Origin of the sequence: Thiocapsa sp., from assembly GCF_018399035.1 — a bacterium.
Lineage (GTDB): Bacteria > Pseudomonadota > Gammaproteobacteria > Chromatiales > Chromatiaceae > Thiocapsa.
Genome location: NZ_CP073760.1, coordinates 4,329,485 through 4,356,108 on the forward strand (window position 1 = coordinate 4,329,485; position 26,624 = coordinate 4,356,108).

Consider the following 26,624-nt stretch of genomic DNA (forward strand, 5'->3'; position numbering starts at 1 on the left):
CTCAGCAGGGCACGTCTAAACTGACGGCGGGCTCGCGGATGAGAGGAACTCCTCCGAATCGGCCGTTGAGGTAGCTTTTCTCGAGCTTGAGATCGGGACGCACCTTGAGTGCATTCATGGAGTAGAGACGAGAGGAGCCATATCGGTCTTTCTCGAAGAACCAGATTTCGTCGCGGCGCAGGACCTCCAAATCCATCAGGTGAGTGTCATGCGTGGTAAAGACTAGCTGGGTACGCTGCTCATCTGCGCAGCGATCAATGAAGCTAGAGACGAACAGACGGGACAGCAGGGGGTGGAGCTTGCGATCGAGCTCATCAACGACATAAACGCGCTCGCCGGAGGCAGCGTCTGCCAGGATGGGCAGAATCTCCATCAGTCGCTGGGTGCCTGAGGATTCGTCTTCAAAATCGAAATTGGCCTCGATCGCATCTCGCCCGATATGACGGGTCTTCAGGCGCGCGACCGTCGGTCGAGCTTGATCATCGCAGTAGATGGTAAGGCTTTGGCCGTCCGGACCTGGCAGGCTATAGATCGCGCCTTGCAGAAGCTCCGTTTCGATGTCCTCGCGCAGCCCCGCCGGCACCCCGGGAAAATGTCTTTCGAAATCCAGCGGCTCTTCTTCGCTGCTCAGGCCATCGATGCCCGTGCCGGCATTGCGCAGGAAGTCTGCCATGAACTCGACGAAATCTTCTTCGCGGTTGATCCGCACAGCCAGCGGCTGAGGGGCCTCCTCCGCAGAGACGACCGTCAGGACGCTTTTGAACCAGCGGAACAGAGGTTTGAGGACCTCAACGTTACGGTCTACAGCTTCGGTCAGAAAGAGCTGATTGGGACGCGTCCCCTGAGCCACGAACTCCAAGAACTGGCGGCGTTTCTTGTCGCTGCCGGCGAACTTGGGGCCCATCTCGACGGTGACCTTGTTGTCGGCATCGGTCACGCGCTCGAAATATCGAGCCTCGCGAGCGGTTTCACGGACGAAGAGCCATTCCTCGTGGACACGCACGGCATCCACGGCGAACCCGTAACTGTATTCGACACCTTCATAGTCGATGAGGAAATCAAAGCGGGAGGGTTTCTCACGGGACTGCCGATCGAGCCGGTACGGCTGGGTCGGGATGCGTCGACCGCTCTTGGTTCCTAGGATAACGAGACTCTGAGCAAACCTTAAGGCTTCGATGAGCTTGGTCTTACCGTGGGCATTGGCGCCATAGAGTGCGGCCAAGCGCAGGATGCGCGGCCTGCGCCCGGTCTGGCTCTGTACGAGATGCCGCGGATGCTCTGGACCAGCAGAGGCGACCATCGAGAACAGGGCCTCCTCAGCAAAGCAGGCGTAATTTTCGACAGCGAATTGAAGCAGCATCAAGAGTCCCAGGTGTGACCATTTTAGGTGATTATGTGCTTTTCTCGTGATTTTTTCGAGAATCCGGATACGGGATCCCCGACTATCGCCGCTGACGCCTCATTCCCTCCGCCAAGACGGCACCCGCCGCAGGTCCCCCAACTACCCGCCATCGCGCAGCTTGTGGCGCCGCTCGGACGAGGTCGCCTCTCTGTTGCCGTCCATGGTGGCCGCCTAGGGGAGTGCCTGTCTCAGTTGGTTTTGTGTCAACGCCGATCCCGTGCCGCCGGGCCAAGGCATAACCGAAGAGGTCCCAATCTTGTCGAGGCTTTTACCAATGGCTCGACGGCCCTTGACGGTCGGCCTGTGGGAAACGGCGCACGCACTCGAGCATAGTGCTCCATCCAGATCACCAGGTAGACTCGGTGGCCGCTCTGCAAGAGAGTCCGGTCCTTGCAATACAAGGCCGGACGGACCGCTAACAGGATCGAAGAGTCACTCGCTTCCGGTTGATGGGAGACGGCTCCTGGCCAACTGCTGCCGGTCGGCGAGAGGCGGCGGAGCATCATCTTGGCGTCCCTCTGCGGACGTGGGGCGTCGCGAGCCGAACTGGCGGCTGCGCGAGATCCCAAGCGACAACCCGTCGTGGTCGTATCGCCACAACCGCTGAAGGGCGTGAGTTAAACGGGTGCTCCAGCGGTGGTAGCAGCTCCGGATTGATCGTCAGCACGATGCCCCTTGCCTGGCCGGGGGTGGGACGCCCCTCGCTGTTCCAGCCGGACCAGCATCGAGTGCTCCGAGGGTGGTGACACGACTGTAGGGTCTACCCATGCGACGGCGCACGGATGCCTTGGTGACCGTTGCGGTACGCTACGGACGGAACCCTGGGCCTGAAACGAAGGTCAGCGTGAGCTACTCGACCCGCATCTACATCCTCGGACCGGACGACACCCTGTACCGACTGGCCAGCGCGAAGTTCCGCCGCATGGTCGATGACCCGAAGAGCCACCGACTGGAGCGCTTCGCGGGCCAGCGCGTGCGGATGGCCGAGGTGATCGTGGAGGTGCGGGATCGGGCGCCCTATGCCGTCGTCCGGCTCGTCTACGAAATGCTCGGGTTCGATGCCGAAGGGCGGTTGGACCGCGACGCGTTCATACGCAGGAACGCGGCGTTGGCGGAACTGGCCATAGATCCCGTGGTGCCTCGAATGGTGAAAGCGGAGAAAGGCGTGGTTGATGCCGGCAGCCGCTTCATTGCGCGCGGGGGATTCTGGCATCCTTCCGCGGCCCTGGAGCTGGAGATTCTGCGCGCAGCGCTCGACGAGACGCCGTGCAAGCGGCCCTAGCGCGATCGGGCTCAGGCGTCGGAGAAAGCACTGACCTGGAGGGCTACAGGCTCTGCCTTCCGGGTAGCGACACCCACATGCCCCCGAGACCGGAAAGTCCAGACGATATGCTTTAGGCGAATTACGGGGAAAGTTATACCATTGTGTGAGATAGTCGTGACTGGCTTTGAAGCAACGCGCGGATTGTCATGATCTCTGATCCGAATCCAACCGCCCCGGATGCGGGGCATCGCGAGGATCTCAAACTCGCCGCCTCGAAAATGCTCGGAGCGGAGCGACGGGCGTTCCAAGCGGCGATGGCCGTGAAATATTGCGCCGGGAGCGCCCGGCAGGCCGAAGCCGTCTTCGGGTGGAGCTGGGTCTGCATGAGCGGCGCACCGGGGTGGTCTGCTTGAGCGCACAGTCGGCGTTCGGCGGCGACAAACTTTGGGAAGAGAAACATCCCGCGGCGGCGGCGGTGCTGCGGGAGCTGGCGGATGCGCACTCGCAACAAGACCCGACCTTCCGCACGACGCAGTCGTTCACCCGTTTGACCGCGGCGGAAGCCCTGAGGCAATTGCGCGCGCGCGGCATTGCCGAGGCCGAGCTGCCCTCGCCGAGCACGATGGCCCAGATACTGAACCGCAACGGTTACCGGCTGCGGCCGGTGCTCAAGGCCAAACCCCAAAAAAAGTCCCGCAAACCGATGCCATCTTCGACACTATCCGAGCCAAAGACCAACGCGGCGAGGGTGGCCAGGTCGCGCGACTGAGCGTCGACTGCAAGGCTACGGTGATGATCGGCGAGTACTCGCGGGGCGGCTGTCGCCGTGGCGAGGTCAAGGCCGCCGACCACGACATGGGCTGTCATGAGAAAGACACCCCGTTCGGTCTGGTCAACGAGGACACCGGCGCGCTGCACCTGACCTTCGGAAGCTCCGCCAAGACCAGCGACTTCATCGTCGACTGCCTGTATGACTGGTGGGAGCAGCAACCTCCCGAGCAGCGCGAGCGCATCACCCTGGTTCAGATCAAGGCCGACAACGGCCCGGAAAGCAACGGGCGGCGCACCCCATTTCTCAACCGCATGGTCGCGTTCGCCGATCACATCGGCAAACCCGTTCAGCTGTTGTACTACCCGCCCTATCACAGCAAATACAATCCGGTGGAACGCTGCCGGGGGATCCTGGAACAGCATTGGAACGGTGCGCTCCCGGTGGACGCCCGGACCATGCTCGAGTGGGCCAAGAGCATGACCTGGAAGGGACTGAATCCGGTCGTGGAGGTGAGTCGTCAGGTCTATGAAAAAGGGATCTCACTGTCCAAGACGGCCATGAAGGACATCGAGGCGCGCTTGCAGCGAAACCCGGAGCTTCCGAAATGGGACATCCTGATCCAACCGGCAGTCTCGGTATGAAAGTTCACGGAAATCGCCTTGAGGGACCGGGTCTCGTTCGTCGGTTCGGCGATGGTGGCACGTGGCGCGGAGCGCCACGGGGCATGCGTGACACCGCGGAGCGGATGTCACGAGCTCCGATGTTTTTGAATCGGTCCTGGGGCGAGCTTGCGCCGAGGCCGGATTCAGCCTTTGTCGCTTGGCTCGTCGCTGCGGCGGCGGAAGCTCATGCCGCCGCAGTCCGCGCAGGGCGGGATCCGTCCGGCCTTGACGAAATGGGTCTCGGCGCCGCAGCGATCGCACACCAGGGTGCCCGGGCCGGTGACCTCGCCGGCCTGATAGAGGCTCATCTGGCGCGCAACCTCGGCCCATTGGGCGAGTTGCAGGCTGGTCTGGTCGGCGACCTTGGTAAAGGCGTCCATCATGCGCTGCTCGATCAACTGCAGGTCGAAACGCCACCAATCGCGGATGTCCTGGCCGGTCTCGGCGATATAGTTGGCCGCATCCTCGATGTCGCGCTTGATGTAGTCGGAGACCTTGTCGGCCTCTTCGCGCGTCAGCTCGCCGAGCTCGACCATGTTGTCGCGCGCCTTGTCGAGGATCTCCCGAAACTTCGGGACCGACTCCTCTTGGGTCTTTTCGATGGACTCGTGGGTTTGCTTGAGCATCCGCTCGTAGGCATCCACCAGTTTGTCCTTCGTCGAGCCTTTGTCTTCTTCGTTCATCATCCTCTCCGGTGGGTAGAGCGCGGGGCAGCGCTTGCCGCTGCGTCGGCGCCTGACGCGTGGATTCCGAGACCGTCCGAGATCATCTTTACATTGTCGTTGTCGTAATCGTAATCGTAATCGATGGTCGACAACGACAACGACAACGAACGGTCTCGATACATCTGCCGTGCTGCACGAGGTTAAAGTGTGCAGTATGGCCGCGATTTCGCAAGGCCGGGTGCACCGGCTGGTCTCGCCCCGAGGTGCGCCCGATGTGCCCCGGGTCGCCGCGGATCCGTCCGCTGCGGTATCCTAACGCCCATCGCCGTCACCCCCTTGCCGGAAGACCGAGCATCCATGCAGACCGACTACGACCCGCAGGCCGTCGAGGCCGCGGCCCAGCGCTATTGGGAAGACCACCAGTCCTTCAAGGCCGTCGAGGACCGCTCGCGCGAGAAATTCTACTGCCTCTCGATGTTCCCCTATCCCTCGGGGCGGCTGCACATGGGGCATGTGCGCAACTACACCATCGGCGACGTGATCGCGAGGCATCAGCGGATGCTCGGCAAGAACGTGCTCCAGCCGATGGGGTGGGACGCCTTCGGTCTGCCGGCCGAGAACGCGGCCATCCAGAAGGGCATCCCGCCCTCGGAATGGACCACGTCGAATATCGACTATATGCGCACCCAGCTCAAGCAGCTCGGCTTCGGCTACGACTGGGACCGCGAGCTTGCGACCTGCAATCCGGACTATTACCGCTGGGAGCAATGGCTCTTCACGCGTCTGATGGAGAAGGGGCTGGTCTATCGCTCGCAGGCGACGGTCAACTGGGATCCGATCGACCAGACGGTGCTCGCCAACGAGCAGGTCATCGACGGCAAGGGGTGGCGCTCGGGCGCGCCGGTGGAGAAGCGCGAGATCCAGCAATGGTTCGTGCGTATCACCGACTATGCCCAGGAGCTGCTGGACGCGCTCGACGGCCTGGACGGCTGGCCGGAGCAGGTGCGCACCATGCAGCGCAACTGGATCGGGCGCTCCGAAGGTGTCGAGATGCGCTTCGGGATCGAGGGCTCGGACGAGACGCTGGAGATCTACACGACCCGTCCGGATACGCTCATGGGCGTGACCTATGTGGCCGTCGCCGCCGAGCATCCGCTCGCGCGCCGTGCCGCCGAGGATCAGCCTGCACTCGCGGCCTTTATCGAGGAGTGCCGCAAAGGCGGGACCTCCGAGGCCGAGATCGAGACGATGGAGAAGAAGGGACATCCGCTCGGCCTGAATGCCCTGCATCCGGTGACCGGCGAGGCGGTGCCGATCTTCGCCGCGAATTTCGTGCTCATGGGGTACGGTACGGGTGCGGTGATGGCGGTCCCGGCGCACGATGAACGTGACTTTCATTTTGCGCACAAATACGGCATCCCGATCCGTCCGGTGATCGTTCCCGAGGATTGGAAAGACCGCCGGCTCGATATCAGCGCGGGTGACGATGCGGCCGCGGCAAGCCGGCCGATCGTCGCCCTTTCCGACGACCCCTCGGATCCGCCCCTGGACTGGTCGCACTGGGATCCGCGTTTCGAGCAAAAAGGCGTTCTCATCAACTCCGGCCCTTTCTCGACCTTGACCAGTACCGAGGCGTTCGAGACCATCGCCGCCTGGCTGACGGAGCACGACAAGGGCCGCAAGCGCGTGAACTTCAGGCTGCGCGACTGGGGCGTCTCGCGCCAGCGCTATTGGGGCTGCCCCATCCCGGTGGTGAACGGCCCCGACGGCAGTCTGCGCCCCGAGACCGATCTGCCGGTGCGTCTACCCGAGAACGTCGTCGTCGACGGCTCCGGCTCGCCGCTCAAAAAGATGCCGTCCTTCTCGGATCTCCCCGGCGGCGAGACCCGCGAGACCGACACCTTCGATACCTTCTTCGAGTCGAGCTGGTACTACGCCCGCTACTGCTCGGCGGATTGCGACACGGCCATGCTCGACGCGCGGGCGCGCTATTGGCTCCCGGTCGATCAGTATGTCGGCGGGATCGAGCACGCCATCCTGCATCTGCTCTACGCGCGCTTCTTCCATAAGTTGATGCGCGACGAGGGGCTGGTCGACTGCGACGAGCCCTTCGCCCGGCTCTTGACGCAAGGCATGGTGGTCGCCGAGACCTGGTATCGCGAGGATGCGGACGGGCGCAAGCAGTGGATCAATCCGGCCGAGGTACAGACCGAGCGCGACGAGAAGGGCCGGCTGGTGCGCGCCTGGCTCGCGGCCGACGGTCTGCCGGTGACCTTCGGCGGCATCGAGAAGATGTCGAAATCCAAGAACAACGGCGTCGACCCGCAAGTCCTGACCGAGCGCTACGGTGCCGATACGGTGCGGCTCTACACCATGTTTACCTCTCCGCCGGAGCAGTCGCTGGAATGGAACGACGAGGGGGTCGAGGGCTCCTTCCGTTTCCTCAAGCGGCTCTGGTGGCTGGCGACGACCGAGGCGGAGACGATCCGCGGCGCAGGCGCCCCGGCGGCGAGCGATCTGGACGAGGCGGCCGGCGAGGCGAGGCGCGAGATCCACGGCGTGCTCAAGAAGGCGCGCTTCGACTACGAGCGCCAGCAGTTCAACACGGTCGTTTCCGGCTGCATGACCCTGGTCAACGTGCTCTACAAGCTCGATCCCGAGTCACCCGCGCGCGGCCCCATGTTGCGCGAGGGTCTGGCGATCGTGCTGCGTCTCCTCGCGCCGATCGCACCCCACGTCACCCATCATCTGTGGCGCGAGCTGGGGTTCGGCGAGGACATCCTGGGCTCGACCTGGCCCGAGGTGGACGCCGCGGCACTGGTGCAGTCGACGATCGACTATGTGGTTCAGGTCAACGGGAAGCTACGCGACAGCGTGAAGGTCCCCGCGGACGCGGATCGTGCGACCGTCGAGGCCGCCGCGCTGGCGAGCGAGAATGCGCGCCGTTTCATCGGCGAGGCGACCGTGCGCAAGGTCATCGTGGTGCCGAACAAGCTCGTCAACATCGTCGCCAACTGATGCCGATGCCCGCCCGCCGATCCGAGACGTCCCTTCAAGCCCCGGCCGGTGGGCGGCTTGGCGGCTCGTCGCGTGCCCGCTCCCTCGCGTGGGGCCGAGCCGCCGTTCTTCTGGTTCTGGGTCTGGTCTGTCTCGCTCAGCTCGGCTGCGGTTTTCGCTTGCGGGGTGTCGTGGAGATCCCGGCCGCGCTGAATCCGATCTACATCCAGGCCGCCGGCAACTCGCCGGTACGCGAGGCCCTGATCGATCAGCTCGCGGGCGGCGACGTCGCACTGGCACCAACGGCGGGCGAGGCGAACCTGATTCTGCGCATCCTCTCGGAGAGTCGGTATGCGCAGGTGGTGGCCGTCGACTCGGGCGGTCGGGTCTTGGCCTACGAGCTTCACTATCTGGTGAGCTACGACGCCGTCACGCCCGACGGGGCTCAGAAGGTCCCGGGCCAAACGCTCGATCTGGTGCGCAACTTCGACAACCCCGACGTGGAGGTCCTCGGCAAACAGCTCGAAGAGGCGCTGATCTATCAGGATTTCGCCCGCGACGCCGCCGATCGGATCCTGATGCGCCTGCGTGTGACGTTGCTCTGACCGTCGGCGCAAGTTGTGCCTCCTAAACCGCGTCCAGAGCGACATGCGTTATTTTCATGTTGTGTCGGGCTCAAGGATTTTTCCGACCTTTTTGGAGACGCGGTTTAAAATTTAATATTTTTGAATACTCTAAACCGCGCCAGCTCCGACAGTCGTCGGAGCTGGCGCGGCCGATCCACTCCAACACATGACGCATACCGCACCGCGCGCGGTTTAACGTCAGCACAACCTACAGGCCAAGATCTCTCACGGAGACACGGAGACATCTCAAGCTGGAATCAGGCCGACCCCCGACCCCCGACCCCCGACCCCGACCCCTGAACCCTGAACCCTGAACCCCATGCGCCTACGCTTCAATCAGCTCCAAGACACCTTGTCCCGCGGACTGGCCCCGCTGTACTTGGTCTGCGGTGACGAGCCTTACCAGCTCGGCGAGGCGGCGCGTCTGATCCGCGAGGCGGCTCGCCGTCAGGGGTTTGCCGAGCGCGAGATCCTGGACCAGGACGCCGCCTTCGACTGGCATGCCCTGGGCGCCTCCGCCGACGCCATGTCGCTCTTCTCCTCGCGCAAGCTGATCGAGCTGCGCATCGGCACGGCGAAGCTCGGCAAGGACGGGGGTGCTGCGGTGCGTGCCTATTGCGATCGGCCCTGTCCGGACAACCTGCTGCTGATCATCGCGCCCGAGCTCGATCGCAAGGAGCTGCAGAGTCAGTGGGCCAAGCGGGTCGAGTCGGTCGGCGCACTGGTGCAGGTCTGGCCCCTGAAGGGGCGCGAGCTGGTGCAGTGGCTCGGTCAGCGTCTGCAGTCGGTCGGGCTGCAGCCGGGGCCGGGTGTGGCCGAGCTGTTGGCCGAGCGTGCCGAGGGCAACCTGCTGGCGGCGGTGCAGGAGATCGAGAAGCAGCGTCTGCTGCGTGATCCGGGACCGCTCGCGCTCGACGATCTGCTCGGGAACCTCGCCGACAGTGCCCGCTTCGACCTTTTTTCGCTGACCGACGCGGCCTTGTCCGGAGACCGCGCCCGCACCCAGCGCGTACTCTCGGTCCTGCGCGCCGAAGGGACCGCGGATGTCCTGGTGCTCTGGGTCTTGGCACGGGAGCTTCGGACCCTGGCCGAGGCGGCCGGGGCGCGGGCGGGCGGCGCGCGTGGGCCGGGTGCGGGGGATGCGCGGATGCCGCCGCAACGTCTCCAGGCGATGGAGCGCGCACTGTCGCGGCTCTCGCCGACCCTGCTGCGCGGGCTGCTCCATCAGTGCTCGCTGGTGGATCAATCGATCAAGGGGCTCGCCGTCGGGGATCCCTGGCACCGTCTGGCCGTGGTCGCCGATGCCTTGGCCGCCGGCGGTTTTCGCGCGGGTCGGCCGATCCCGCAGCGCTGAGACCCGTCCGGCCGGGTCTGCTCGGTTACCGCGCGGCGACCACTTCAGTCTGATCTATAGCCCTTTTCGGCTATACAGACCCCCGGCGCCGTCTTACACTGATTCCGAATAGCGAGTGCAGCACGGCAGATGTGTCGAGACCGTTCGTTGTCGTTGTCGTTGTCGTTGTCGTTGTCGTAATCGTAATCGTGGTCGTGGTCGTGGTCGTGGTCGTATCGCTGGTCGATTACGACAACGAAGATGATCTCGGACGGTCACGGAATCTCTGCACCGCTACACTATTTGAATACTTTAAACCGCGCCGGCTCCAACGGTCGTCAAGTCTGCCGGGGCCGATCCCATCCAACAACATCGCATACCGCGCCGGGCGCGGTTTAGGTCCGAGATGAGCGAACGACAGATCACCGATATCGACGCCTACATGGCTGACCTTGGACGCCGGGCCCGTGCCGCGTCGCGCGCTTTGGCGCGCGCGACGACCCGCCGGAAGAACGATGCCCTGTCGGCGATCGCCGACGCAATCGACCGCCGACGCGATGCCATCGTCGCCGCCAACCGGATCGATCTCGAGCAGGGTGCGGGCAAGGGCCTGGATGCCGCGCTGCTCGATCGGCTCGAGCTGACCGAGGGGCGCATCGACACCATGATCGAGGGCCTGCGTCAGATCGCTGCCCTGCCGGATCCGATCGGCGCCATCACGGATCTGGATTACCGCCCGTCCGGCATCCAGGTCGGGCGCATGCGCGTGCCGCTGGGTGTCGTGGGCATCATCTACGAATCGCGGCCGAACGTGACCGCGGATGCGGCCGGACTCTGTCTCAAATCGGGCAACGCGACGCTGTTGCGCGGTGGCTCCGAGGCCTTCGCGTCGAATCAGGCGATCGCGGCCTGTATCGGGCAGGGTCTGGTCGAGGCCGGTCTGCCCGCCGACGGCGTGCAGGTGGTCGCCACGACCGATCGTGCGGCGGTCGGTGCCATGATTGCCATGCCCGAGTGCGTCGACGTGATCATCCCGCGCGGCGGCAAGGGACTGATCGAGCGGATCAGCCGCGAGGCACGGGTCCCGGTCATCAAGCATCTCGACGGCATCTGTCATGTCTTCATCGACGCCCATGCCGATCCGCAGAAGGCGTTCGACATCGCCATGAACGCCAAGACGCAGCGCTACGGGACCTGCAACACCATGGAGACCCTCTTGGTGGACGAGGCCGTCGCGGCGACCATCCTGCCGCGTCTGGCGACCGCCTATCGCGAGAAGGGTGTCGAGCTGCGAGGTTGTCCGCGCACCCGCGAGATCCTGCCCGAGGCGATCGCCGCGACCGAGGCCGACTGGGACACCGAGTATCTGGCCCCGATCCTCGCCATCCGGGTCGTCTCCGGGCTCGATGCCGCCATGGATCACATCGCCGCGCACGGCTCGGCCCATACGGATGCGATCGTCACGGAGGACTACAGCCGTGCCCGACGCTTCCTGCGCGAGGTCGATTCCAGCTCCGTCATGGTCAACGCCTCGACGCGCTTTGCCGATGGGTTCGAATACGGCTTGGGTGCGGAGATCGGGATCAGCACGGACAAGTTTCATGCGCGCGGGCCGGTCGGGCTCGAGGGTCTGACCTCGGTGAAGTTCGTGGTGCTGGGCGACGGAGAGGTCCGCACCTGATGGCCGAGGGATGCCTCGGTGGCGTGGATTCGGCTGTCGGTCGCAGCTCGACACCTTGATGATCGGCGTCCTCGGCGGCACCTTCGACCCCATCCACTTCGGACATCTGCGTCCGGCGCTCGATTGTCTCCAAGCGCTCGGTCTGGAGGAGATCCGCCTCGTCCCGCTCAATGTCGCGGTGCATCGTGCGCCGCCGGTCGCCTCCTCGGTGCTGCGCTTGGCCATGGTGGAGGCCGCGATCGCCGGTCAACCGGGATTCGTCGCGGACCCCCGCGAGATCGAGCGGCCGGGCGGATCCTACACCTACGACACCCTGATCTCGCTGCGTGCCGAGCTGGGCCGAGAACCGCCCTTGTGTCTGCTCATCGGCGCCGATGCCTTTGCGGGCTTCCCGGGTTGGCATCGCCCGGCGGATATCCTGGACCTGGCGCATCTCGTGGTGATGCGGCGACCGGGTGCGTCCGTCGCGCTCGATCCTGCCCTGCAGGCATTCTGCACGGGACGTCTCCGCGATCGGGCCGACGACTTGGCAGAGACGCCGGCCGGCCGCATCCTCTTTCAGGACGTGACCCAGATCGATGTCTCGGCAACCGGTGTGCGCGACCTGATTCGCCAGGGTCTGAGTCCGCGCTGGCTGCTGCCCGATGCGGTGATCTCGATCATCGCGGCGGAAGGCTTGTATCGGTGAGCCGGAGGCCTGCCGACCCGCAGGGCAACGTTTGCACCGTCGCCCGTCGGATCCGACCAAGGAGGGTGTAGTCGTCGCCGCGGATCGCGGTGCGACGCAAACCCCCGTGCGACCGATCGCGTCGCGCCCCTAATTCAAAAGCAGAGGAGATCGCATGCAGCTTGAGACACTTCGGGAACTGGTCGTCGAGACCTTGAGCGAGATGAAGGCCCGCGACATCGAGGTGATGGACGTGCGGGGCAAGACCGCCATTACGGACTATATGATCGTCGCCTCCGGCACCTCGGACCGGCATGTGAAGGCCATCGCGGAGACCGTGGCCTACAAGTCGAAGGAGGCGGGCGAGACCCCGCTGGGGATGGAGGGCGTCACCGAGGGCGAGTGGGCCCTGGTGGACCTCAACGGGGTCGTGGTGCATGTCATGCTCCCCAAGGTGCGTGACTTCTACAATCTCGAAAAGCTCTGGGCTGCACCGGCTACCGTGGCAAAGGTTGCCGCCGTTCCGCTTTAAACCGCGTCCGGAGCGACATGCATCGTTTTTGGATTGGCGCTGCCTCGGCCGGATTCTTGAGCGTCGGAGGTGACGCGGTTTAGGATTTTTTACCCGTCTTGCGCGAAAAGCCACGTCGTTCAGGGCGGGGATGGATAGCGCCGGACGGTGGACCCGTCCGGCATCTGTTCAGGTGGGAGTCTGTTGCTGTTCGATGTACTGGCGCACGATGGAAATCGGGGCACCGCCGCAGGAGGCGGCGAAGTAGGAGGGCGACCAGAGGACGCCTTTCCAGTAACGCTGCTGAATGTCCTGGCGCTCTTGGCGCAGTAGGCGGCCGGGACGGTGGAAGCGCCGGGCACCAACGTTCGGGCCAAGTCCGGCCTGAACAAAGCCATTCTCGACCAGGGTTGGTTCGAGTTTCGCCGGCAACTGGACTACAAGACGGCGTGGAGTGGCGGGCACCTGGTCGCGGTGCCCCCACAGAACACCAGCCGGACCTGTCCGTGCTGCGGGCATATCGCCAAGGAGAACAGGCAGACTCAAGCCCGGTTCGCGTGCGTGGAGTGCGGTTTCGAGGAAAACGCCGATTTGGTCGGTGCGATCAATGTTCTAAGGGCGGGACACGCCCGGTTAGCCTGCGGAGATACTTCGCTCATTGGAGCGTCGGCCCAGGAACCCGCCGAAGCGACTATTCGCGAGCTTTCTTGCGTGTAGCGCCGTAGGAATCGCCGTCCTTCAGGGCGGCGAGGATGTCAAGGACAAGGAACCATCGTCGTTAGTCGGCGACTGAAGTCGCCCCTACCCCCTACCCCCTACATGGCTTTAGGCTCGTCGCCCGGTCCCTCGTCGTTCAGGATCCGCTCGATGGTGAAGGGGCAGACCGGCGGGAAGGTCTCCTCGGCGAGTCCGGTGTCGCGGGCGGCCTCGAGGATGGCATCGCCATAGGCGTCAAGGACCGCTTGTTCCAGCTTCGCCTTGAGACTGGGGTTCTGTGCGAGGTGCCTTGGGTGTTGGCCCAAGCATAGAAGTCAACGTCGTAGGTGCTCTGCATCGGTGACCTCGGGGAATGGGTGGGACGTTGCAGGTATGATGAGATGATCTCAGGGAAAAGACCAAACGTGATCCGCCATGACATCGACCGAACAACGCCAAGCCCCGCCCCTCTGCCTGGTCGCCGCGATCGCGGACAACGGCGTGATCGGTCGGGAGAATCGACTGCCTTGGTATCTGCCGGCCGATCTGGGTCACTTCAAACAGCTCACGCTCGACAAGACGATCGTCATGGGTCGGCGGACCTGGGAATCCCTGCCCGGGCTCTTGCCGCGTCGACGCCACATCGTGCTGTCCCGTGATCCGGCCTTTCGTCCGGACGGCTGTCTCGTGGTGGATTCTCTGGATGCCGCGATCGAGGCGGCCGGCCCGGTGCCCGAGCTGTTGATCGTCGGCGGGGCGGCACTCTATGCCGAGACGCTTCCGCGCGCGGACGGTCTCTATTTGACGCTGGTCCATGCGACCATCGACGGCGATACCCGCTTTCCGTGCTGGGATCCGGCGGATTGGGTCGAGGTGGGCCGGGTCGAGCGTCCGGCCGACGACCGCAACGCCTATGCCATGACCTTCTTGGAGCTTCGCCGCGTGCCCGCGCTTCACTCCGATCCGGGCCGCAGATAGCCCGCGCAGTCGAGCTGGATGGGTGTGATCGACGTTTGTCCGTCGCCGTCGCCGTCGATCCGGATTGCGGTCAGTGCGCCGCCCCAGAGACAGCCGCTGTCGAGTCCCCAGACGTTGTGCTCGGCGAGGTAGCCGATGGTGGACCAGTGGCCGAAGATGATCCGGTCGCCGCGGGTGCGCCGGTCCGGCATCCGAAACCAGGGCAGACGCCCCGCCGATTGGCTGCCGATCTCGCCCTTCTCGCCGAGGGCAAGGGCGCCGTCCGACGCGCAGAACCTCAGTCGGGTGAGACAGTTGGTGATGAACCTTAGACGGTCCATGCCGGCCAGATCGGGCGACCAGCGCTTGGGTTTGTTGCCGTACATCGCCATCAGGTAGGCGCGATGGTCCGGGCCGCGCAGGGTCGACTCAAGCTCGTGCGCGCGGGCTCGAGTGTCTTCAAGGCTCCATTGCGGCGGCACACCGGCATGGATCATCGAGAAACCGATATCCGGATCATGGTGCAGCAGCGGGCGCTGGCGCAGCCAATGCAAGAGCGCGTCGCGGTCCGGCGCCCGCAGCACCGCGTCGAGCGTGCTCTTGCCCGCATGCCGGGTATTGCCTTCGGCCAAGGCGAGGAGATGCAGGTCGTGGTTGCCGAGAACCGTGACGGCGCTATCGCCTAGATCCTGCACGAACCGCAGTACGGCAAGGGATTCAGGCCCGCGATTGACCAGGTCGCCGACGAGCCACAGTCGGTCGACGCCTGGATCGAACCGGAGCCTGTCGAGCAGTTGCCGCAGCTCCCGATAGCACCCCTGGATGTCGCCGACGGCATAGATGGACATGGCCGTGTCGGTCCCGGTCGTGTCGGCTCAGTGAATGGTCATGGCGGACGCCAGCGAGAAGGCCGGGATATCGGCATCGAAGCGGGTCCCGTCGTCGCCGATCATGCCGTAGCTGCCGTGCATGCTGCCGATCGGGGTGGCGATGATGGTGCCGCTCGTGTACTCGAAACGTTCACCCGGTCTCAGGTGCGGTTGCTCGCCCACGACACCCTCTCCCCTGACCTCTTGAGCCTTGCCGTCCGCGTCCGTGATGATCCAGTGCCGATCGAGCAGGCGTGCCGATTGGCCGCCGTGATTCTCGATCACAATCGTATAAGCGAACACATAGCGGCCTTCGTCGGGGGAAGACCGCTCCGGTTGGTACTGACTATTGGCCGAAATCTTGATCGAAAACTCTTTCACCTGAACCTCCACGTCGCAGACAAGCGCATCGGATCGCGTGATAATACACATGGCCCCGTTGCGCGATCCAGGCACATCGGAGCATCCATTCATTTCGGTGTCCCGCAAGGACAGCGAGCCACGCAGCCAGAGTCCTAATTTCAGGTCGGTCGACGCATGCGCCCCAACTCCTCTCCTTCCAAGCCCGATCTCGTGGTGTTGGTGATCGCCTTTGCGTTGATCGGAATGGTGGCGACTGTGGTCTATCAAATCGGTCTTTATGCGAGTGTCGAGCGCGCGCCGATCGCCAAGCAGGCGGTCGCACCGAAGGATTTCGGCGGCTGAAGAGCTCGACGCGCGGGAGGACGACGTGATATCAACCGAGCCTCGGGACGCTATGCCGTGCGACCCACGCCAGGGTCCGTCCCCGGGGGCTCCGAGGCTCAACAACGCATCCGGTCGCAACCTATGTCCGATAAACTCCGCGTCGCCGTCATCGGTGTCGGCTATCTGGGGCGCTTTCATGCCCTGATCTACTCGCGCATGCCGGATGTCGCGCTGGTGGGCGTCGTCGATGTCGATCCGGCCCGCGCCGCAGCGGTCGCCGCCGAGGCCGGATGTACCGCCTGTGCGCGGATCGAGGATGTGATTGGGGGTGTGGATGCGGTCAGCATCGTGGTCCCGACGAGCGCGCATCTGGAGGCGGCAGCGCCTTTTCTCTCGCGGGGCATACCGGTCTTGCTCGAAAAGCCGATCGCGGCGAGCCTGGCCGACGGGGTCGAGATCGTCCGCCTGGCGCGCGCCCATCATGCGACCCTGCAAATCGGGCATGTCGAGCGGTTCAACGCCGGAGTGATGGCGCTCGCGCAGCGCATCCACGCGCCCGTCTACATCGAAGCCCAACGGATGGGCGGCTTCACCGAGCGCGCAACCGATGTCGACGTGGTCTCGGACCTCATGATCCACGACATCGACATCATCCTCTCCCTGGTCGGGGGCGGCATTGCCAACATCTCGGCCGTCGGCGCATCGGTCCTGACGGATCACGTCGACATCGCAAGTGCCAGATTGGAGTTCGACCAAGGGACCGTGGCCAATGTCGTCGCCAGCCGCGTCTCGGAGAAGACCACGCGCCGGATCCGGGTCTTCCAGCCGGGCAGCTACCTCTCGCTCGACTTCATCGCGCAGACCATCGATATCGCCGCGCCCCGCAGTATCGCCGGTTCCGCACGCCCGGAGATCACGCGCGAGCGCATCAGTGTCGAGCCGGTCAAACCGCTGGATCTCGAGTTAGCCGAGTTCGTGCGCTGTATCCGCGAGGGACGCCCGCCGCTGGTGGACGGACAGACTGGACTGAACGCGCTCGAGGTTGCTCTGGAGGTTCGGGCTCGTACTGGCCATTAAGCGACGATGCAGAAACAAGGTGAACACTTTGATGACGGGTAGGATGGGTAGAGCGTGAGCGAAACCCATCCTCCAAACCGCCGCGTTGCCGGGTTTCGGTCCGATGGCCTTGGCGCGGGCTGGATGGGTTTCGCTGACGCTCTACCCATCCTACATCTCGCGGTTTTTTTGAACCGTCACTGTTCAAGAATTCGTTTCTAACCACTAACCACTAACCACTCGTCGAGCGCAAGCTCGACCGACTCGCAGCGCGTCAGCACCTGTCGATGATCCTCGTCCGGCAGCGATGCGAGAAGACGATTCTCGAAGAGAGCGGAATTCTTCTCGGGATGCACGTGGGGTCTCCTCGTGGGCCGGGTGGAACGGAAACACTCGGCAAGCGGAACGCGTTGTCGGGCAGCCGCGGGCGCTGTCTTATCGCGCAGGGGCTCGCCGTCATCCCGATCGGTCACGTCCGCTTTCGGGCTCCTCGGCTCCATGTCCGGAATACGCATCGGTTAATCGTGCGACCACCAAACGCTTATCCATGCCGGGAAAGGATTCCTTCAATACGTTTAAATCGTATTACAAGTCATCATTGAATCCATCGCGTTGCGTGCGCGGTCTTGTTCACTCCGACCACATGGTCGGCTGCCTGCGTCGTCAGGCCATCCTGGCCTGACGGAATCAGGGCCGGAAGCCCTGACTACGCACTGTTCGTCAGCCACTGGCCGGGCATATGATCAAGGCCGCGTGCGCTGTGATGACGGCGGGATGTGACGCGATGTTGTCAGGCCACGAAGGCTCGAGTGACGAACGGCGTTCTAGGGTAGAGTAGGGGCAAGCGCAACGCAGTCCACCAAGGCGGCGCAGGAAGTCGTTGTCGTAATCGACAACGACAACGACAACGACAACGACTCGGTGGTGACCTTCGCTCGTGACACCCGCTCTGCGGTGTCACGCATGCCCCGTGGCGCTCTGCGCCAAGTGCCACGATGGCCGGAATTACGAGCAAGGCCGCGTCGGAGATAGGACGTTTAAAGGAGAGTCATTTGGCGATTCGCGACACCCTGTTCCAGTTCAGGAGATGGCTTCCCGCTAAGGGTTTGATCAAGGCGCCTGTCGGCGACGAGCCGCCGTTGCGCTCGGAGCTTTTCAGCGCCGTTCAGATGGAAGAGCACGGCAAGCGCCTTGCCGATGCGCACGCCTTGATGCCCGGACATCCACCGGACCGTCTGCTCGCTCGCCTGACCGAGAATGAAACCATCCTGATCGGTGTGTGCCGATTGCTCATGGCCGCCGTCACGGAGAACCGTCGGATCGCGCCGGCCGGCGAATGGCTGCTCGACAATTTTTATCTGATCGAAGATCAGATCCGCACCGCCAAGCGACATCTTCCCAAGGGGTACAGCCGGCAACTGCCGCGCCTGCTCCAAGGACCCTCCGCCGGACTGCCGCGCGTCTATGACCTCGCGCTGGAGATCATCGCCCATGGCGATGGTCGGGTCGACCCCGAAAACCTCAACCGTTTCGTCGCGGCCTATCAAACGGTCACCACCCTGCGGCTGGGCGAATTGTGGGCCATCCCGATCATGTTGCGCCTGGCGCTGATCGAGAATCTGCGCCGTGTCGCCGTGCTGATCGCCGCCAGCCGGACCGACCAAAACCTGGCCGATGTCTGGGCCGATCGGATGATGGCGATGGTCGAGCAGGACCCCAAGAATCTGATCCTGGTGATCGCCGACATGGCGCGCTCGAACCCGCCGCTGACGAGCGCCTTCGTGGCCGAGTTGGCGCGCCGACTGCAGGGTCAGAGCTCCGCCTTGGCCTTGCCTCTGACCTGGATCGAGCAGCAGCTCGCCGAGTCGGGTCTGACGATCGAGCAGTTGGTGCAGTTGGAGAACCAGCAACAGGCCGCCGATCAGGTGTCCATCGGCAACAGCATCGGCAGTCTGCGTTGCCTCGGGGCGACGGATTGGCGCGAGTTCGTGGAAACCATGAGCTTGGTCGAGCAGACCTTGCGCGAGGATCCGGGCGGGATTTACGGCCGGATGGACTTTGCCACCCGCGACCGTTATCGGCACGTCGTGGAGAAGGTCGCGAAGAACAGCGCCTTGTCCGAGGCGGAGGTGGCGCGACAGGCGGTCGAGCTGGCGCGCGCAGGCGCGCTCGGGAACGACGGTGCCGAGCGTGCGGCGCATGTGGGGTTTTATCTGATCGATCGCGGATTGCCGCGACTGGAGAGCCGGACGCGGGCCTGCCTCTGTACCCTGGAATCGCTGCAACGACGGAGTCGGCGGTTTCCCTTGTTTTTTTATCTCGGGGCGATCTTCCTGTTGACGGCGCTCTTCACCGGGGCGCTCCTGGTGCAGTCCGGCAGCCTGTCGGGTTGGCTGCTCCTGCTCCTGATGGTATCTGCCGTGCTGGGCACCAGTCAGCTCGCGGTGGCGCTGGTGAACTGGCTGGCCACCTTGCTCGCGATACCCTATCCGCTGCCGCGCATGGATTTTTCCCTCGGCATTTCGTCGGAATCGCGCACCCTGGTGGTGATCCCGACGATGCTCACCGGCGCGGCGAGCATCGAGGCGCTGATCGAGGGGCTGGAGGTGCGGTTTCTGGCCAATCGGGATGAGAGCCTGCACTTCGCCCTGCTGACCGATTTTCGCGATGCGCCGGCACAGACGCAGCCCGAAGACGAGACACTGGTCCGGCTGGCTGCGGAAGGGATCCAGACCCTGAACGCGAAATACCCGCGCGACGGCGGCGCTTGCTTTTTCCTCTTCCACCGCCCGCGCCGCTGGAATCCGCAAGAGCGGATCTGGATGGGTTACGAGCGCAAGCGCGGCAAGCTCGCCGATCTCAACGCGCTATTGCGTGGCGGAGCCGGCGATCGCTTCGCAACGATCGTGGGCGAGACGCCGATCCTGCTTGGCGTGCGCTACGTCATTACCCTGGACACCGACACCCAACTCCCGCGCGATGCGGCGCGGGATCTGGTCGGGACCCTGGCACACCCGCTCAATCGGGCGCACTACGACCCCGAGCGGCAGGTCGTCTCGGAGGGCTACGGCATTCTGCAACCGCGCGTGGCCGTCAGTCTGCCCGGTGCGAATCGGTCGCGGTATGCGCGGATGCACGGGGACGACGCCGGCATCGATCCCTATACCCACGCCGTCTCCGATGTCTACCAGGATTGGTTCCAAGAAGGCTCCTTCATCGGCAAGGGCATCTACGATGTCGATGTCTTCGAGCAGGCGCTCGAGGGCCGTTTTCCGGAGAATCGCATCCTCAGCCATGACCTGCTGGAAGGCTGTCATGTCCGCTCGGGGTTGGTCTCCGATGTGCAGTTGTATGAAGACTTTCCCGCCTGCTACAGCGTGGACGTGAGCCGACGCCACCGCTGGATTCGGGGCGACTGGCAAATCGCGCGCTGGCTGTCGCCGCGCGTTCCCGGTCTCGAAGGACGCCTGCGGAGGAACCCGCTCTCGGCGCTGTCGCGCTGGAAGCTGGCCGATAATCTGCGGCGCAGTCTCGTGCCGGCGGCGCTGACGCTGCTGTTCGTGCTGGGCTGGACACTCACGGCGTCCCCGGGGCTCTGGACCCTGGCCGTGCTCGGTATTTCATTGATCCCCTCGTTGCTGACCGCGCTCCTGAACGGCCTGCAAAAGCCGGGCGACGTGCGCTGGCGTGATCACCTCGCGGCCGCGCTCCGCACGGCGATCCGTCAGTTGGAGCAGGCCCTCTTTACCGTCGTCTGTCTCCCTTACGAGGGCTACTTCAGCCTGGATGCCACGGTCCGCACCCTCTGGCGAATGTGGGTCAGCCAGCGACGACTGCTCGAATGGACCTCGTCGGGCGATCTGGATCGCTCGCGTCGTGACATCGTCGCCTTTCACAAGACGATGTGGATCGCGCCCGTGCTGGCCCTGGTCACGATCTGCGCGCTGGCGTGGCTCGCCCCGGCCGTGCTGATCGTCGCGGGGCCGATCCTCTTGCTCTGGCTGGCCGCGCCCACCATCGCTTGGTGGATGAGCCGCCCCTTGACGCGTCGCGAGGCCCGCCTGACGGCCGAGCAGGTGCGTTTTCTGCGCGCCGTGTCCCGCAAGACCTGGGCCTTCTTCGAGCGGTTTGTCGGGCCGGAGGACCATTGGCTGCCGCCGGACAATTATCAGGAGCATCCCGTGCCGGTGCTCGCGCATCGCACCTCGCCGACCAATATGGGGATGTCGCTGCTCGCGAATCTGGCCGCCTACGATTTCGGCTATCTGCCGGTGACTGGACTGATCGAGCGCACCACCAATACGCTGGGCACGATGGCCGGCATGGAGCGTTATCGCGGCCATTTCTTCAATTGGTACGACACCCAAACGCTGAAGCCGCTCGCGCCCTTCTATATCTCGTCGGTGGACAGCGGCAACCTCGCGGGTCATCTGCTGACCTTGCAGCCGGGTCTGCTCGCGCTGATCGACGCTCCCATCCTCAACCCACGCTGGCTGGACGGGATCGAGGACAGCTTCGGGATTCTGGCGGACGCGCTGCAAGCCGGTCCCGAGCCGCATCGCGATGGCGTCCTGCCGGCCGCGCTCGCGCCATTCAAACAGGCGCTGGAGTCGGCCTCGCGCTCGCCCCCGCCACGCTGGCGACGGCGCGCCGGTGTCTCGCGTCATTGGCAACAGCCGCCGAGGACGCGGCGCAGGCGTTGCATGCGCACACCGAAGGCGTCGCGAACGACTGGGCCGGGGCCTTGGCCCGTCAATGCCGCGCCGTCCTGGATGATCTGCTGTTGTTTGCTCCCTGTCTGGAGGCCCCGGTTGCGTTCGGCGCGGAAGGCTCCGGCGATCTGTCCCTGACGCTGCGTCAGCTCGCCGGGCTCGAGGCGGAGCGGGGCGCCGGCGGCGCTGCCCGCGCGCGCATCGCCAGGCTCCAACACCTCGCCCAGCACGCCTGCGACCTGGCCGAAGCCGACTATGCCTTCCTGTACGACAGGTCGCGTCATCTGTTGGCGATCGGCTACAACGTCGGCGAGCGGCGGCAGGATGCGAGCTTCTACGACCTGCTGGCCTCGGAGGCGCGGCTCGGCAGTTTCGTGGCGATTGCGCAGGGCCATCTGCCGCAGGAGAGCTGGTTTGCCCTGGGGCGCCTGCTGACCGTCGCCGCCGGCGAGTCGACGCTCCTGTCGTGGAGCGGCTCCATGTTCGAATATCTCATGCCGCTGCTGGTGATGCCGACCTACGACAACACCCTGCTCGACCAGACCTATCGCACGGCAGTGGCACGGCAGATCGAGTACGGCAAGCTGCGCGGTGTTCCCTGGGGCGTGTCCGAATCCGGTTACAACACCGTCGACCTTCATCTGAACTATCAGTACCGCGCCTTCGGCGTGCCCGGTTTGGGTCTCAAGCGCTGGCTGGCCGAGGATCTGGTCATTGCGCCCTATGCCTGCGCACTCGCGCTGATGGTGGCGCCAGAGGCGGCGTGCCGGAATCTCCAGCGGCTCGCCGCGAGCGGGTTCGAAGGCCGCTACGGCTTCTACGAGGCGATCGACTACACGCCCTCCCGACTGCCCCGCGGGCAGACGAGCGCCGTGGTGCGCTCCTTCATGGCCCATCACCAGGGCATGAGTTTTCTGTCGCTGGCCTATTTGCTCCTGGACCGTCCGATGCAGCGGCGCTTCATGGCGGCACCGATGTTTCAGGCGACCGCGCTGCTGCTGCAGGAGCGCATCCCCAAGACACCCTCCTTCTATCTGCACGCGACCGGCGAGCCCACCGACATCCGCACCACCGCAAGCAGCCAGGAGGCGGAGATCCGCGTGTTCACCAGCCCCAACACGCCCATCCCCGAGGTCAAGCTGTTGTCGAACAGCCGCTACCATGTGATGCTCACCAACGCGGGCGGCGGCTACAGCCGCTGGAAGGATCTGGCCGTCACCCGCTGGCATGAAGACACCACCCGCGACCATTGGGGCACCTTCTGCTACGTGCGCGACCTGGCGAGCGGCGACTTCTGGTCGACCGCCTATCAGCCGACGCTCAAAGAGCCGGACAGCTACGAGGCGATCTTCTCGGAGGGTCGCGCCGAGTTTCGTCGTCGTGATCGGGGGATCGAGTCCTATACCGAGATCGCCGTCTCGCCGGAAGACGACATCGAGCTGCGCCGGGTGCGCCTGACCAACCGCTCGCGCAGCCGCCGGGTCATCGAGGTCACCAGTTACGCCGAGGTCGTGCTCGCCCCGCCCGCTGCGGATGCGTCGCATCCGGCCTTCAGCAACCTCTTCGTGCAGACCGAGCTGCTCGATCCGCAACCGGCGATCCTCTGCACCCGCCGGCCGCGCTCGCGCGAGGAGTCCTCGCCCTGGATGTTCCACCTGATGGTGGTGCGCGGGGCCGACTGCAGCACGCCGTCCTACGAGACGGACCGGATGCGCTTCATCGGTCGCGACCGCACCGTCGCCGATCCGCAGGCGATGCATGGGTATGAGGGCCTCTCGGGCAGCGCCGGCTCGGTGCTCGATCCCGTGGTTGTCATCCGCTATGCCATCACGCTGGACCCGGATCAATCCGCCACCCTCGATCGGGTCACCGGTATCGGCGAGGATCGCGAGATGGCCGTGAGCCTGGTCGAGAAGTACCAGGATCAGCGACTCGCTAATCGCGTCTTCGATCTGGCTTGGACCCACAGCCAGGTGGTGCTGCGCCAGATCAATGCCAGCCAGTCCGACGTGCAGCTCTACGGACGCCTGGCCAGCTCGATCCTCTACGCCAATGCCTCGCTGCGTGCCGAGCCGAGCGTGCTCGCTCAAAATAGGCGCGGACAATCCGGGCTCTGGAGCCATGCGGTGTCCGGCGATGTGCCGATGGTACTGGTGCAGATCGGCGACCCGGAGAACATCGAGCTGGTCCAACAGTTGGTCCAGGCGCATGCCTATTGGCGCCTGAAGGGACTGACCGTGGATCTGGTGATCTGGAACGAGGATCGCGCCGGTTACCGCCAGCTGCTCCAGGATCAGATCCTGGGTCTGATCGCCGCGGGCGCCGAGGCGCATGTGATCGATCGACCCGGCGGCATCTTCGTGCGCCCGGCCGATCAGATCTCCAACGAGGATCGCATCCTCTTCCAAACCGTGGCGCGAGCCATCCTCAGCGACGCTCGGGGCACCCTGGCGGAGCAGCTCGGTCGGCGCGCTCCGCGGCAAGCGCGTATCCCGCGCCTACGCCCGACCCGCGGCCGTTTTGCCGAATGGAGTCGCAGGGTCGAGCCCAAATGGGTCAGCGACACGGAGCCGGCCGGCCGCCCGCTCCGTCTCTTCGACAACGGGCTGGGCGGCTTCACCCCCGACGGGCGCGAGTACGTCGTCACGACCCAAGCCGGCCGGACGACGCCTGCACCCTGGGTCAATGTCCTGGCGAATGCGCACTTCGGGACGGTCATCTCGGCGAGCGGCATGGCCTACACCTGGAGCGAGAATGCCCACGCCTTCCGCCTCACGCCCTGGCACAACGACCCGGTCGGCGACGCGAGCGGCGAGGCCTTCTATCTGCGCGACGAGGAGAGCGGACACCTGTGGTCGCCTACGCCGCTGCCCGCCGGCGGTGCGTCTGAGTACACCAGCCGGCACGGTTTCGGCTACAGCGTCTTCGAGCACACCGAGGACGGCATCGCCTCGGAGCTGTGGGTCTATGTCGCGGTGGACGCACCGATCAAGTTCTCGGTGCTCAAGCTGCGCAATCGCTCCAATCAGGCGCGCCGGCTGTCCGCGACCGGCTATGTGGAGTGGGTGCTCGGGGATCTGCGGCCGAAGTCGGCCCTGCACGTCATCACCGAGATCGACCCGATCTGCGGCGCACTCTTCGCGCATAACCCCTACAACACCGAGTTCGCGGATCGCCGCGCCTTTTTCGACGTGGACGATCCGACTCGGACCGTCAGCGGCGACCGGACTGAATTCATCGGGCGCAACGGAACCCTGAGCGCCCCGGCCGCGTTGACGCGCTTAAGGCTGTCCGGGAAGGTCGGTGCCGGGCTGGATGCCTGCGCCGCGCTTCAAGTCAGCGTCGATCTGGCCGCCGGGCAAACGCATGAAATCGTCTTCCGTCTCGGTGTGGCCGGTCGGCGCGGCGCCGATGATGCCGGCACGCTGGTGAATCGCTACCGCGGGGCGTCCGCTGCCCGATCTGCGCTGGAGGCGATCCAGGCACATTGGACGCACACCCTGGGCGCCGTGCAGGTGGACACCCCGGACCCCGCGCTCGACGTCCTGGCCAACGGCTGGCTCCTCTATCAAACCCTGGCCTGCCGCGTGTGGGCGCGCAGCGGTTACTACCAGTCGGGCGGCGCCTTCGGGTTCCGCGACCAGTTGCAGGACGCGATGGCCCTGGTCCATGCCGAGCCCGGACTGTTGCGCGAGCACCTGCTGCTCTGCGCGGGGCGTCAGTTTCCCGAAGGCGATGTCCAGCACTGGTGGCATCCGCCCTCCGGCCGAGGGGTGCGCACCCGGTGCTCCGACGACTATCTGTGGCTCCCGCTGGCGACCTGCCGCTATGTGCTGGCCACCGGGGATACCGGCGTGCTGGACGAAACGACCCGATTCCTGGAGGGACGCCTGGTCAGCGGGGAGGACGACTCCTATTACGATCTCCCCGGTCAGTCCGAGGAATCGGCGAGTCTCTACCAGCACGGCGTGCGCGCCATCCTGCACGGTCTGCGGTTCGGCGAGCATGGACTGCCGCTGATGGGATCCGGCGACTGGAACGACGGCATGAACCTGGTCGGGATCCAGGGCCGTGGCGAGAGCATCTGGCTGGGCTGGTTCCTCCATGAGGTGCTGATGCAGTTCAGCGAGGTGGCGCGCTTGCGGGGCGATAAGCCGTTCGTCGAACGCTGCCTGACAGAGGCCGCCCGGTTGCGCGTCAACATCGAGGAGCACGGCTGGGACGGTGGCTGGTATCGGCGCGCCTACTTCGATGACGGCACCCCGCTGGGCTCGGCGAGTCTGGAGGAATGCCGGATCGATTCCATCGCGCAGAGCTGGTCGGTGCTCTCCGGGGCCGGCGACCCGAGCCGCGCACGCACGGCGATGGCGGCGTTGGATACGCGCCTGGTGCGTCGGGACGCCGGGTTGATTCAACTCCTGGATCCGCCCTTCGATACCTCCGATCTGAATCCGGGCTATATCAAGGGGTACGTGCCGGGCGTGCGCGAGAACGGCGGGCAATACACCCATGCGGCCATCTGGGCGACGATGGCGTTCGCGCGCTTGGGCGATGCGGCGAAGGCCTGGGAGCTCTTCTCCCTGATCAACCCGATCAACCACGGGCGCACGCCCGAGGACATCGCGACCTACAAGGTCGAGCCCTATGTGGTCGCCGCCGATGTCTACGGCGTCGCGCCGCATGTCGGGCGCGGTGGCTGGAGCTGGTACACCGGCTCGGCGAGCTGGATGTATCGGTTGATCCTGGAGTCTCTACTGGGGCTGAGGCTCGAGGTCGACACCCTCCATGTCGCGCCCTGTCTGCCCGCCGATTGGGACGGGTTCACGCTGCGCTACCGTTATCGGGAGACGCTTTACCACATCGCCGTGACGCAACGTGTCGATACAGAGGGCGGAACGCGGATCACGCTCGACGGCGTCGTGCAGGACGCGCCGACGATTCCGCTGGTGGACGACCGGCGGGAACATCGGGTCGAGGTGGTCGTCCAGGGGGAGCGGCCGGGGTAATCGCCCCGCGCACTGTTCCGAAGACAGCAGTCTTTACTCGCTTCCGCTCAAGACCCAAGCA

Annotated in this window: 18 protein-coding genes and 3 pseudogenes; 14 read left to right on the forward strand and 7 right to left on the reverse strand. The window is 64.9% G+C overall.

Translation table 11 applies throughout. From position 1 onward, the window contains the following. Position 1: 1 nt before the first annotated feature. On the reverse strand, positions 2-1,360 hold the full coding sequence (locus KFB96_RS19750) for an ATP/GTP-binding protein (protein WP_213460700.1): 1,359 nt from the start codon (positions 1,358-1,360) through the stop codon (positions 2-4). Between the two features lie 886 nt (positions 1,361-2,246). Between KFB96_RS19750 and KFB96_RS19755 the strand changes: the two genes are divergently transcribed. From KFB96_RS19755 to KFB96_RS19770, 3 genes and pseudogenes are all read left to right on the forward strand, one after another. Beyond that, positions 2,247-2,684, forward strand: a complete 438-nt coding sequence (locus KFB96_RS19755; RefSeq protein WP_300970552.1) for a hypothetical protein — start codon at positions 2,247-2,249, stop codon at positions 2,682-2,684. Between the two features lie 188 nt (positions 2,685-2,872). Continuing rightward, complete coding sequence (locus tag KFB96_RS19760) at positions 2,873-3,079, forward strand: hypothetical protein (RefSeq protein ID WP_213460704.1); 207 nt, start codon at positions 2,873-2,875, stop codon at positions 3,077-3,079. Positions 3,080-3,141: 62 nt separating this feature from the next. After that, positions 3,142-4,079 (forward strand): annotated as a pseudogene (locus KFB96_RS19770) (ISAzo13 family transposase). Positions 4,080-4,243: 164 nt separating this feature from the next. Here the strand turns inward: KFB96_RS19770 and KFB96_RS19775 are convergent. Then, positions 4,244-4,783 (reverse strand): zinc ribbon-containing protein, encoded by a 540-nt coding sequence (locus KFB96_RS19775; RefSeq protein ID WP_213460708.1) that lies wholly within the window; start codon positions 4,781-4,783, stop codon positions 4,244-4,246. Positions 4,784-5,122: 339 nt separating this feature from the next. Here KFB96_RS19775 and leuS point away from each other — a divergent pair, with 339 nt between their 5' ends. The 6 genes from leuS to rsfS all read left to right on the forward strand — a co-directional run bounded on the left by leuS (position 5,123) and on the right by rsfS (position 12,601). Further along, the gene (gene leuS, locus KFB96_RS19780) at positions 5,123-7,783 is read left to right on the forward strand and encodes a leucine--tRNA ligase (RefSeq protein ID WP_213460710.1); all 2,661 of its coding nucleotides are present in this window, start codon (positions 5,123-5,125) and stop codon (positions 7,781-7,783) included. Then, positions 7,783-8,367, forward strand: a complete 585-nt coding sequence (lptE, locus tag KFB96_RS19785; RefSeq protein WP_300970555.1) for an LPS assembly lipoprotein LptE — start codon at positions 7,783-7,785, stop codon at positions 8,365-8,367. The genes leuS and lptE overlap by 1 nt, the downstream gene beginning before the upstream one ends. A gap of 340 nt (positions 8,368-8,707) precedes the next feature. Beyond that, positions 8,708-9,742 carry a DNA polymerase III subunit delta gene (gene holA, locus KFB96_RS19790; RefSeq protein ID WP_213460712.1) on the forward strand — a complete coding sequence of 345 codons (1,035 nt, stop codon included), beginning with the start codon at positions 8,708-8,710 and terminating at the stop codon, positions 9,740-9,742. Between the two features lie 385 nt (positions 9,743-10,127). After that, positions 10,128-11,402, forward strand: a complete 1,275-nt coding sequence (locus KFB96_RS19795) for a glutamate-5-semialdehyde dehydrogenase (protein ID WP_213460714.1) — start codon at positions 10,128-10,130, stop codon at positions 11,400-11,402. Between the two features lie 58 nt (positions 11,403-11,460). Further along, complete coding sequence (gene nadD / locus KFB96_RS19800; RefSeq protein WP_213460716.1) at positions 11,461-12,090, forward strand: nicotinate-nucleotide adenylyltransferase; 630 nt, start codon at positions 11,461-11,463, stop codon at positions 12,088-12,090. A gap of 154 nt (positions 12,091-12,244) precedes the next feature. After that, complete coding sequence (gene rsfS, locus KFB96_RS19805) at positions 12,245-12,601, forward strand: ribosome silencing factor (RefSeq protein ID WP_213460718.1); 357 nt, start codon at positions 12,245-12,247, stop codon at positions 12,599-12,601. A gap of 168 nt (positions 12,602-12,769) precedes the next feature. Here the strand turns inward: rsfS and KFB96_RS19810 are convergent. Continuing rightward, a pseudogene (locus tag KFB96_RS19810) lies at positions 12,770-12,916 on the reverse strand (transposase); the annotation flags it as partial. Positions 12,917-12,925: 9 nt separating this feature from the next. Between KFB96_RS19810 and KFB96_RS19815 the strand changes: the two are divergent. Next, complete coding sequence (locus KFB96_RS19815; RefSeq protein WP_213501514.1) at positions 12,926-13,297, forward strand: zinc ribbon domain-containing protein; 372 nt, start codon at positions 12,926-12,928, stop codon at positions 13,295-13,297. Positions 13,298-13,395: 98 nt separating this feature from the next. Here KFB96_RS19815 and KFB96_RS19820 read toward each other — a convergent pair whose 3' ends face one another. Beyond that, on the reverse strand, positions 13,396-13,602 hold the full coding sequence (locus KFB96_RS19820; RefSeq protein ID WP_300970557.1) for a DUF29 family protein: 207 nt from the start codon (positions 13,600-13,602) through the stop codon (positions 13,396-13,398). A gap of 109 nt (positions 13,603-13,711) precedes the next feature. Here KFB96_RS19820 and KFB96_RS19825 point away from each other — a divergent pair, with 109 nt between their 5' ends. Next, on the forward strand, positions 13,712-14,254 hold the full coding sequence (locus KFB96_RS19825) for a dihydrofolate reductase (RefSeq protein WP_213460722.1): 543 nt from the start codon (positions 13,712-13,714) through the stop codon (positions 14,252-14,254). Here KFB96_RS19825 and KFB96_RS19830 read toward each other — a convergent pair. Both KFB96_RS19830 and apaG read right to left on the reverse strand, forming a co-directional pair. Next, positions 14,230-15,081, reverse strand: coding sequence for a symmetrical bis(5'-nucleosyl)-tetraphosphatase (locus KFB96_RS19830; RefSeq protein WP_213460724.1), 852 nt, complete (start codon positions 15,079-15,081; stop codon positions 14,230-14,232). The genes KFB96_RS19825 and KFB96_RS19830 overlap by 25 nt on opposite strands. 27 nt (positions 15,082-15,108) lie before the next feature. After that, the gene (gene apaG / locus KFB96_RS19835) at positions 15,109-15,483 is read right to left on the reverse strand and encodes a Co2+/Mg2+ efflux protein ApaG (RefSeq protein WP_213460726.1); all 375 of its coding nucleotides are present in this window, start codon (positions 15,481-15,483) and stop codon (positions 15,109-15,111) included. A gap of 195 nt (positions 15,484-15,678) precedes the next feature. On the opposite strand from apaG, the gene KFB96_RS27015 reads away from it, so the two are divergent. Together KFB96_RS27015 and KFB96_RS19840 are read left to right on the forward strand one after the other, a co-directional pair. Then, positions 15,679-15,807 (forward strand): hypothetical protein, encoded by a 129-nt coding sequence (locus tag KFB96_RS27015; RefSeq protein ID WP_300970558.1) that lies wholly within the window; start codon positions 15,679-15,681, stop codon positions 15,805-15,807. A gap of 123 nt (positions 15,808-15,930) precedes the next feature. Further along, positions 15,931-16,866 (forward strand): Gfo/Idh/MocA family oxidoreductase, encoded by a 936-nt coding sequence (locus tag KFB96_RS19840; RefSeq protein WP_213460727.1) that lies wholly within the window; start codon positions 15,931-15,933, stop codon positions 16,864-16,866. Between the two features lie 197 nt (positions 16,867-17,063). Here KFB96_RS19840 and KFB96_RS19845 read toward each other — a convergent pair whose 3' ends face one another. Further along, entirely contained in the window at positions 17,064-17,201 is a 138-nt protein-coding gene (locus tag KFB96_RS19845; protein WP_300970560.1) for a hypothetical protein, read from the reverse strand. Between the two features lie 813 nt (positions 17,202-18,014). On the opposite strand from KFB96_RS19845, the pseudogene KFB96_RS19850 reads away from it, so the two are divergent. Then, a pseudogene (locus tag KFB96_RS19850) lies at positions 18,015-26,563 on the forward strand (glucoamylase family protein). Positions 26,564-26,624: the final 61 nt, after the last annotated feature.

What these genes read in the sequence shown, in the direction of transcription:
- KFB96_RS19840 (WP_213460727.1), top strand. Translation starts at nt 15,931, where the DNA reads ATGTCCGATAAACTCCGCGTCGCCGTCATCGGTGTCGGCTATCTGGGG.
- KFB96_RS19760 (WP_213460704.1), top strand. Translation starts at nt 2,873, where the DNA reads ATGATCTCTGATCCGAATCCAACCGCCCCGGATGCGGGGCATCGCGAG.
- leuS (WP_213460710.1), top strand. Translation starts at nt 5,123, where the DNA reads ATGCAGACCGACTACGACCCGCAGGCCGTCGAGGCCGCGGCCCAGCGC.
- lptE (WP_300970555.1), top strand. Translation starts at nt 7,783, where the DNA reads ATGCCGATGCCCGCCCGCCGATCCGAGACGTCCCTTCAAGCCCCGGCC.
- KFB96_RS19750 (WP_213460700.1), bottom strand. Translation starts at nt 1,360, where the DNA reads ATGCTGCTTCAATTCGCTGTCGAAAATTACGCCTGCTTTGCTGAGGAG.
- KFB96_RS19795 (WP_213460714.1), top strand. Translation starts at nt 10,128, where the DNA reads ATGAGCGAACGACAGATCACCGATATCGACGCCTACATGGCTGACCTT.
- KFB96_RS19825 (WP_213460722.1), top strand. Translation starts at nt 13,712, where the DNA reads ATGACATCGACCGAACAACGCCAAGCCCCGCCCCTCTGCCTGGTCGCC.
- holA (WP_213460712.1), top strand. Translation starts at nt 8,708, where the DNA reads ATGCGCCTACGCTTCAATCAGCTCCAAGACACCTTGTCCCGCGGACTG.
- KFB96_RS19775 (WP_213460708.1), bottom strand. Translation starts at nt 4,783, where the DNA reads ATGAACGAAGAAGACAAAGGCTCGACGAAGGACAAACTGGTGGATGCC.
- rsfS (WP_213460718.1), top strand. Translation starts at nt 12,245, where the DNA reads ATGCAGCTTGAGACACTTCGGGAACTGGTCGTCGAGACCTTGAGCGAG.
- KFB96_RS19830 (WP_213460724.1), bottom strand. Translation starts at nt 15,081, where the DNA reads ATGTCCATCTATGCCGTCGGCGACATCCAGGGGTGCTATCGGGAGCTG.
- nadD (WP_213460716.1), top strand. Translation starts at nt 11,461, where the DNA reads ATGATCGGCGTCCTCGGCGGCACCTTCGACCCCATCCACTTCGGACAT.